Genomic DNA, 8,675 nt, shown 5'->3' with positions numbered 1-8,675 from the left:
AATACTTATCATGTTATAATAGACGAAAGTATGATTGGTAACGTTCTCAATACCAATTATGAAGAATCGAGCAGTTTTTTTTCTATCAAACTAGTTTTATACATTATTTTCTTGGGGATTATTCCGAGCATTTATATAATCAAAGCCAAAATATTAAGGGAAACATGGAAGAAATTTTTAACTATTTCTTCTCTTACTTTATTATTTATTGCCGTTTTAATATTTGTCAATGCCAGCAATTGGTTGTGGATTGATAAAAACTCCAAACAATTAGGAGGTCTTGCAATGCCTTGGTCATATTCTGTAAATACGTCACTTTTTTATATTCATAAATACAAAAAGAATCAAAAGGAAATTTTACTGCCAAATGTTGTAATAAAAGACAATCAGAAAGCGGTTGTGGTTTTAGTAATAGGAGAATCAGCAAGAAGTCAGAATTTCTCTTTATATGGTTATAAGAAAAACACCAATCCGCTGCTTTCTAAAACGCAGAATGTATTTCATTTTAACGCTGTTTCTTGTGCAACTTATACTACTGCTGGTTTAAAGTGCATTTTGGAGCATACTAATAGTGATGATCTTTATGAGATATTGCCCAATTATTTGTTCAGAAATAATGTTGAGGTTGTCTGGCGAACTACAAATTGGGGAGAACCTCCGGTACATATTGAAAAGTATCAAAACAGAGATGTTTTAAGAAAGGATTGTATAGGATCAGGGTGTAATTATGATGAGGTTCTTTTAACTGGATTAAAAGAGCAGATTATGGCAAGTAAAAAGAATAAAATTTTGATCGTCTTACACACAAGTACCAGCCATGGACCTGCTTACAGCAAAAAATATCCGTCTCAATTTGAGACTTTTAACCCCGTTTGCAATAGTGTCGAATTAGGAAAATGTTCTCAAGAAGAGCTTATCAACGCTTATGACAATACCATTGTTTACACAGATTATATTTTGCACCGTGTAATTGAAGATTTAAAACAACTGAAAGAATATAAAAGCACCATGATTTTCGTTTCGGATCATGGCGAATCTTTAGGCGAAAAAAATCTATATATGCATGGAGTTCCTATGAGTTTTGCTCCTAAAGAGCAATATGAAATTCCTTTTATTGTATGGGTATCTGATCATTCTAGACAGTTTAAGCCTAATAAATCAGTAACACAAAATCATGTGTTTCACAGTGTTTTAAACTTTTTAAGTATTGAAAGCCCTATTTATAATGAAGAAATGAATTTTTATAAATAACTAAGATTTTAAATTGGTTGCAAATTATAATCTGCAACATCATATATAGACTTTCGAAAAAGGCTTTTTGTAAATTTATTTTGCATTCAAAATAGTGCAAGAAAGAGTTTGTTTTTCACTCATTAGAAAGCAGCTTTTTTTATAAATAAATTTAATCATAAAAAAGTCGATCAATGAAAAATGAATTCAAAATTCTGAAGAAAATTGTTAAAATCACGGTTTTTACTTTTGTTTTTTGTCTGGGATTATCATCTTGTAAAAAAAGCGATAATGAAGAAGGTAAAGCTAAGCAGGAAGAAGTTGGAACAGATACAAAAAGTATATTAGATCAGGTAGCGTCTAAAAAAGACCCTGTGATCGAAATACCAGGAACTAATGAAGTTCAGGATCTTGGAGATTATTATGCAGCAAAAACAGCAGGAACACTTGCTTATCAATGGGGTTATGCACTGTTGAGGATGGAAGAAAGCATGCGATCATATATTGATGTTCCAAATCCAAAACCAGCAACAAGTTATCGTGCTCCTTTAAATCAAATAGGATGGGCGAGAACTTTGCCTACAGATGCTGATGCAGATATGCCAACAGCTAATAACGATACTTTTTATTTAAGTGCCGTTGTTGATCTTCAACAGCCGATGGTTCTAAAAACTCCTGACACAAAAGACCGTTATTATGTAGTTGATGTTTTTGATATGTATCAAAATCTTATCAGCTATATTGGTCGAAGAGAAACAGGAACTAAACCCGGTGCATTTTTAATTGTTCCTCCAAATTGGAAAGGAAATATACCAAAAGGTATTTCTAAAGTAATCTCACCAACAACACAAAAGGTTTGGTTATGGGGGCGTTTAAATGTAAAACAAGGAGAGGATATGAAACAACTGCATGCTTTACAAGATCAGTTTAAACTAATTTCTTTATCCGAATTTAATGGTGGTGGTGCTCCAAAATTGGCTTCAAGTTTACCAACACTTCCAAATGTGGCTGATAAAGATAGTCTAGGGTTTTATAAAAAACTGGCTTTTGTTATGGGAAATAATCCAATTCCCGAAATAGACAAAGCGTTAGTAGGTCAGTTTGAAAAAATTGGTATTACTCCTGGGAAGTTTGATGAATCAAAATTAAATAAAATGCAGCGAAAAGGTTTGTATGATGCTACATTGGAAGGACCTTTAACTATCATTGCATCTGTAAAATCTGCTGCTTCAATTGTAAACGGCTGGCAGTGGGTGAATAAATTGGATAATTTTGGATACGATTATGCTTTACGTTCTATGGTTGCAGGCCCTTATTTGGGCGGACAAGGAGAAAAAGAAGCTTTGTATCCTATTAGATACACAGATAGTGAAAATAATGCATTAGATGGTAAAAATACTTACAAAATATCTTTTGATAAAGAACCACCTGTTAATGCTTTCTGGTCTCTTACAATGTACGACGCTAGTAATAAATTGCTTGTAAAAAACGAACTAAACAGGTTCAAGATTAGTAATGATATAAAAGGTTTTGTGAAAAAAGCTGATGGTACGTTTGAAATTACGATTTCTAATGCAAAACCAAAGGATACTAATAATTGGCTTCCGGCACCAAAGGGAGGTTTTTATTTAATACTAAGACTTTATCAGCCTAGTGATGAAATTTTGAGTGGTAAATACAAGATTCCTCAAGTAATTAAACAATAGACAGATAAAGTAATTTAATAAAAAAGCATGATCATATTTTTTGACCATGCTTTTTTTATGTAATTAAGTTGTCTCTTATGGGAAGACAATATTTAAACGATTCAATCTACGCTGTTGAAACAACTTCTTATAAAAAAGTAATTCCAAAACTACCGCAAATATTCAAGACTTTCCCCATATCAGGCGGCCCAGGCGGCAGTTGGTTAAGCTGAGTGAACATCTCTTCGATTCCAGAAGGGATTATTGTAACTATGGCTTTGGCATTTTGGTCTCTTACAACTCTAAATGAATGTGGTATTTTTCTTGGCAGAAAAATAGTATCGCCTGCTTTTAATAGGTTTGTGTTGCCTTCTACAATAAATTCCATTTCGCCTTCTAGTATTCTAAATACTTCGTCTTCATTTGTATGCACGTGCAAAGGTATTCCAACTCCAGGCGGATTATTGTTTTCAAAAATGGTAAACCTTCCTGCGGTGTCTTTGCCTGAAAGCTTTATTGTTTGAATATCTCCAAGAATATTTTGATGCAAACCTTGTTCAGCAGTTATGATTTTTGCAGGCGGTGGGGCATTTTCGTTAATAAAATTATCTTTTGCCATAAATTTTATTAGATTATTTTTTTACAATTTCAGGTAAAGGCATTTTCCAAATGTTGTTAAGCACATCAGATTCTGGGCCGTAAATTCTCATAACAAACATGAAGTTTTCATCTTTAGGAGTAGGGAGCCAGTTACTTTCTTTGTCTTTTCCAGGTGAAGTGTGCTGCAAATAAATAATCAAATCTCCATTTGCTTCATATTTTAAACCTTTGGTTTTGTTCCCAATCGAATATCTGTTAATCGAGTTTGGAACAAGAAAACGTTTTGGCAGATTATACATAGTTATACTCCAAAAGTATTTTGCTTTTGGCAGTTGATCCTTGCTGAATTTTATCACATAATTATTTTTCCCTAAAAGCGGTTGTTTGTCTTTGTCGTTACCGCTTCCGGTGTAAACCGCTTCTTCTTTTGTATTTCCATAAATTCCTGCTGCGGCAGCAACTGCTCGGGTTAGATAATTGTTTTTAAGTTCGGCACGAGTACCAAAAAGATTTGCAAAATCGGTTACATTATTTAAGTTAGATTCCAGTTCTTGTTTTGCTTCAGCAATTCCTTTTTCTATCGCTTTAATAGTTTCTGGCGGATATTTAGAGCTGTCAAAAGGAGTTCCCGGTACAATTCCAATTTTAGCAAAACGTGCTCTAAGTTCTTTTTCACTGCTGTCTTCACTGGTATATTGTAATAATGAATTTAATACATTGATAAACTCTGGTGAACTGTAATCGCTTTCTTTCCAAGTTGGAAGCGGTAAATTGTATTTTTTTACTTCTGGAGCTGCGCTTTGGGTAAATTGATGAAGCGGGATCAATTTATATTGCGCCTGAATTTTTTTAAGATTTGACACATCTGATGGATCATGAAGCTGAGTACGTCCAACAAGAAAAATTAAATTTGTTTCAGAGCGTAAAACTTTATTGATGCCTTTTGGAGTTTCGCCTTTCCAATCTGGTCCAGCAATTAGATATTTTCCTGCATTATTTCCAGTAGTTCTTGATCCAATATATTCATAATTGAAAGTATATAAATCTACAAACTGCATTACATAATACCTGTCGTTTTCTACTTTTGGAACTTCCATAACAACAGGTTCATTCGAAACATCAATAGCAGCCATTGAATATGGAGTGTCATTATTTATTGTTATTACCAAAGTGTCTGCAGGAGTTGCACTCATGGCAAAACTTTTAAACTTGTTAAAGCCTACATATTCTTTTGCCTCTTTATTTATGGCACTTGCATAAATAGTTTTATAATTATAGAATATAGGATATCCGTAAATCCATGCTTCTTTTGCAATAGCAGTTATTGAATCAGATGATACTGCTGCATCAGTATTATCTTGTTTATCGTTTGAGGCGTTTTTTTTGCAGCCAGTAAATACTAAAAGAGAAATGATTAAAAAAGCAGTTAGATTTTTCATAATCAAGCAGTTTGTTTGTAAATAAATTATTTCCTGATTTTAAAATTAGAATTTAAACGAAAAACTTCAACTCTTTTAGATACAAATATGGTTGCAACTTATAAGTTGCAACCATATTCTCTATTAATCTTCAACAAAAGAATTAATCAACAGTTTAAATACAATTGATAATCAGAGAAAAAAAGTTGAATTGTGTCGTAAAGTTGTCGTGAAGCCGAAGACTTCAGAATGCAGCAAGCGAATAGGATTTTTTAGTATAGTGCATCCTTTGTACGATTCCTTTTTTAACTTATCTTCGCTCTTTATACATTTGTGAGTACATTTAACTCATTTTAAAATTTAATTTGTGAAACAAAAACAAGAAACTGCACAAGAGAATCAACTTAAACGCGGACTTACTAACCGTCACATTCAGTTAATTGCCTTAGGAGGATCAATAGGAACAGGTCTTTTTTTAGGCATCGGTCCAGCGGCCGTATTAGCAGGGCCATCTGTTATTTTAGGATACGCTGTTGCCGGAATTATCGCTTTTTTTATTATGAGACAACTTGGCGAAATGGTTGTCGAAGAACCTGTATCAGGAAGTTTTAGCCACTTTGCTTATAAGTATTGCGGTTCTTTTGCGGGTTTTGCATCTGGTTGGAATTATTGGATTTTATATATTTTAGTCAGTATGGCTGAACTTACTGCCATTGGTGTTTATGTGCAGTTTTGGTGGCCGGAAATTCCGCTTTGGGCATCCAGTTTGTTTTTCTTCTTGGTTATTAATGCTTTGAATTTTGCCTCTGTAAAAGTGTACGGAGAAACTGAATTTTGGTTTTCAATCATAAAAGTTGTCGCAATTATTGCAATGATTCTTTTTGGTACTTATTTGCTTATAAGTGGTACAGGAGGAGAACATGCAACGATTCATAATTTATATAACGATGGCGGATTCTTCCCAAAAGGTTTCTTTGAAAAAACTACTGATGGCAGTTTTCAAGGTTTATTAGCCGCAATGGCTCTAATTATGTTCTCGTTTGGAGGTTTAGAACTTATTGGAATTACCGCTGCTGAGGCAGAGAATCCAGAAAAAAACATTCCAAAAGCAACCAATCAGGTTATTTATAGAATCCTTATTTTTTATGTTGGTGCATTGGTTATTTTATTTGCCTTATCACCGTGGAGACAAATTACTACAGACAGCAGTCCGTTTGTAATGGTTTTTCAAAATTTAAACGGAATGGAATTTGAGCTGTTTGGCAATAAAATATATTTTACAAAACTTATAGCCAATGTGCTTAATTTAATTGTATTAACCGCTGCTTTATCAGTATACAACAGTAGTGTATACAGTAACTCAAGAATGTTATACGGTTTAGCAGATCAGGGCAGTGCACCTAAATTTTTAAAGAAGCTAAACAAACAATCAGTGCCTGTTAATGCCATTTTAATTTCGTCATGCTTTGCCGCAATCTGTATTTTAATAAATAAAATAATCCCAGAAGAAGCGTTTAGTATTTTAATGTCTTTAGTAGTGTCTTGTTTGGTTATTAACTGGGTTATGATTTCGTATACACACCTGCAATTTAGACTTGCAAAAGACAAGGAGAACACAAAAACTAAGTTTCCATCGATATTTTATCCGCTAAGTAATTACATCTGTTTCGTGTTTTTATTGGGAATTTTATCTATCATGTGGATGACAAATATGAAATTGTCTGTAGAATTAATTCCTATTTGGCTGGGTATTCTTTTTGTTTTCTACAAAGTTTTTAAAACAAAAAAATAAAGTCGTTTTTACTGCATTATTATTGTATAGCCAATATTATTTAAACACATAGAAACATAGTTATTTCTTTATCTAAAAAAAGAAAATTAAAAGAAACTCGTTTCTAACACATAGTCCCGATAGCTGTCGGGACTATGTGTTTAAAAATAATAACATACCATGAGCACTATATTTTCTAATAACAGCCAAATAGGAGTAGTAACTGCTTTCTCTGATCTTGTAAATACCCATTTCAAGGGAGAAATGAATGCGCTTTGCTGGTACAGAAATTTAGATGGCGATTTTAATGAGATTGTAACTAAATTATCTTTAAAAGAAAATGTAACCGAAGTTTTTCCCGAAGATCTAATCGCGCTCCAACTCTCCGAAAAGGGGAATACGGCAAGAGAAATAATCTTAAATGATTTACAGTTATTAACTGATTTTGGTGCTTCGCCCTCGCTTAATTTACTGAAGTGTTACGAACGTGACGACGAATTTGATTTTATATCTACAGATGTGTATTCGTTTCACGTTGATCGTTCGCCTATTGCAACCAATACTTTTTTATGTACCTATCACGGAGCCGCAAGTGATATTGTTTCTAATTCGCAAGCAGAGCAAAAAATCCTAATTCCAGAAGTCCGAGCAAAATTAAAAGAACTGCATGATGGAACAGAGGAAGAATTCGAAGATTTTCTAAAAGAAAATTATTTTGATTTGCATTATCAGCTACATCCCGATGCAGAACCAATTAATTTAGGATTAGGGCATCTTTGGCGTTTGGCGGTAGATCATCCAAAACAACAAGTACTGCCTTGTATTCATAGAGCACCAATAGAAAATGAAGGTGAATATCGATTGTTGTTGATTTGTTGAGATACGAAGTTAGATCGCTCGGATATACGCAACGACAATTTGGCAAGAATTTCCAAACCGCACGATTGAGGTTGTATTTCTAATTAATATCCGGTATTTCTATCTCTTTGTTTTCTTATAAAAAAAGATTTTTGTTGGTACGGAAAACCGTAATGTTATTTTGTTTTATAAACTCAATTTTGCGTAAATAATCTAAAGATAAAAACATGAAGAACATTAAAACAGTCCTGTTACTATTGTTGATAATATTTAATTGTCAACTGTTCGCACAAGTAAGTGCAAAAACCTCTGATGGAAAGGAAGTAGTATTGCTTAACGACGGAACTTGGAAATATAAGGAGGTTCTAACAAAAGGAAAGGTTGAATCTACTGTCTCGGCGGGCAGTTGCGAACAACTAATCATCACTAAGGTTGATAAAATGACTGGTAAGTCAAGTACATCCTCAAAAGATGTATTAATAGTTTCAAAAGACGGAGGAAAAAACGGTTTTGGGATTTTCTTTTTAAAAAGCGATAAATCAATTATTATGAGCATAAAGGCGGTAGGAGCTGGAAGCTGTATTGACGATAATGCAAATATGAATGTTTTATTTCGTGATGGTACAAGGCTTGAATTGAAGAATGATGGAAAATTCAACTGTGATGGAAAATATACGCAATACTTTGGAGATTTGTTCGGACATAAGGAAGAACAGCTTTTGTTTCAGACTAAAGAAATTGAAACTATTAGGATTTGGACTTCTAAAAGTTATGTTGAAGAGAATTTTACTAAAAAACAGAGCAAAGAATTTATGCAAAGTATGGAATGTCTAAGTAATTAATGTTAAACAATAAGTTCAACTTCCGCCCCAGCTCTTCGAAATGTTCAACTGAAAAGTTTTTTGCAATCCCGAAAGCTTTTAGTTTAGGTATACTTTGTAGAGCTGGGTTTACCATCTTTTTTTCTGTATTCTCATATTTAAAGGGTAATAATGTTTCTCATTTTGAAAGGCTTATCATATCATTTTGATAAGAATTTATAAATGACATGATAATTTTTATTTGGTATTAATTTGATAATTAATTATTTGATGTTTCTTAAGTTTTATTGGC

Annotated in this window: 7 protein-coding genes; 5 read left to right on the top strand and 2 right to left on the bottom strand. The window is 33.1% G+C overall.

What is annotated here, in order from left to right; translation table 11 throughout:
- A partial coding sequence (gene eptA, locus BOW55_RS20130; protein ID WP_129026200.1) for a phosphoethanolamine--lipid A transferase EptA occupies positions 1-1,251 on the top strand: 1,251 nt, incomplete at its 5' end.
- A gap of 173 nt (positions 1,252-1,424) precedes the next feature.
- Complete coding sequence (locus BOW55_RS20125) at positions 1,425-2,936, top strand: DUF1254 domain-containing protein (protein WP_129026198.1); 1,512 nt, start codon at positions 1,425-1,427, stop codon at positions 2,934-2,936.
- Between the two features lie 127 nt (positions 2,937-3,063).
- On the opposite strand, the gene BOW55_RS20120 is transcribed toward BOW55_RS20125, so the two are convergent.
- Positions 3,064-3,534: a cupin domain-containing protein gene (locus tag BOW55_RS20120; protein ID WP_129026196.1), complete on the bottom strand. Its 471-nt coding sequence runs from the start codon at positions 3,532-3,534 to the stop codon at positions 3,064-3,066.
- 13 nt (positions 3,535-3,547) lie between these two features.
- Entirely contained in the window at positions 3,548-4,954 is a 1,407-nt protein-coding gene (locus BOW55_RS20115) for a DUF1254 domain-containing protein (RefSeq protein ID WP_129026194.1), read from the bottom strand.
- A gap of 346 nt (positions 4,955-5,300) precedes the next feature.
- Between BOW55_RS20115 and BOW55_RS20110 the strand changes: the two genes are divergently transcribed.
- From BOW55_RS20110 to BOW55_RS20100, 3 genes are all read left to right on the top strand, one after another.
- Complete coding sequence (locus BOW55_RS20110; protein WP_129026192.1) at positions 5,301-6,725, top strand: amino acid permease; 1,425 nt, start codon at positions 5,301-5,303, stop codon at positions 6,723-6,725.
- A 159-nt stretch (positions 6,726-6,884) separates the two neighbouring features.
- Positions 6,885-7,583: a DUF1826 domain-containing protein gene (locus BOW55_RS20105; protein ID WP_129026190.1), complete on the top strand. Its 699-nt coding sequence runs from the start codon at positions 6,885-6,887 to the stop codon at positions 7,581-7,583.
- A 206-nt stretch (positions 7,584-7,789) separates the two neighbouring features.
- Complete coding sequence (locus BOW55_RS20100; RefSeq protein WP_129026188.1) at positions 7,790-8,404, top strand: hypothetical protein; 615 nt, start codon at positions 7,790-7,792, stop codon at positions 8,402-8,404.
- Positions 8,405-8,675 lie beyond the last annotated feature (271 nt).

The sequence above is a fragment of the Flavobacterium sp. YO12 genome, assembly GCF_004119495.1.
Taxonomy (GTDB): Bacteria; Bacteroidota; Bacteroidia; order Flavobacteriales; family Flavobacteriaceae; genus Flavobacterium.
Note: the sequence above shows the minus strand (reverse complement) of the source record. Positions and strands in the feature narration are given on the sequence as shown.

What these genes read in the sequence shown, in the direction of transcription:
- BOW55_RS20115 (WP_129026194.1), bottom strand. Translation starts at nt 4,954, where the DNA reads ATGAAAAATCTAACTGCTTTTTTAATCATTTCTCTTTTAGTATTTACT.
- BOW55_RS20125 (WP_129026198.1), top strand. Translation starts at nt 1,425, where the DNA reads ATGAAAAATGAATTCAAAATTCTGAAGAAAATTGTTAAAATCACGGTT.
- BOW55_RS20120 (WP_129026196.1), bottom strand. Translation starts at nt 3,534, where the DNA reads ATGGCAAAAGATAATTTTATTAACGAAAATGCCCCACCGCCTGCAAAA.
- BOW55_RS20105 (WP_129026190.1), top strand. Translation starts at nt 6,885, where the DNA reads ATGAGCACTATATTTTCTAATAACAGCCAAATAGGAGTAGTAACTGCT.
- BOW55_RS20100 (WP_129026188.1), top strand. Translation starts at nt 7,790, where the DNA reads ATGAAGAACATTAAAACAGTCCTGTTACTATTGTTGATAATATTTAAT.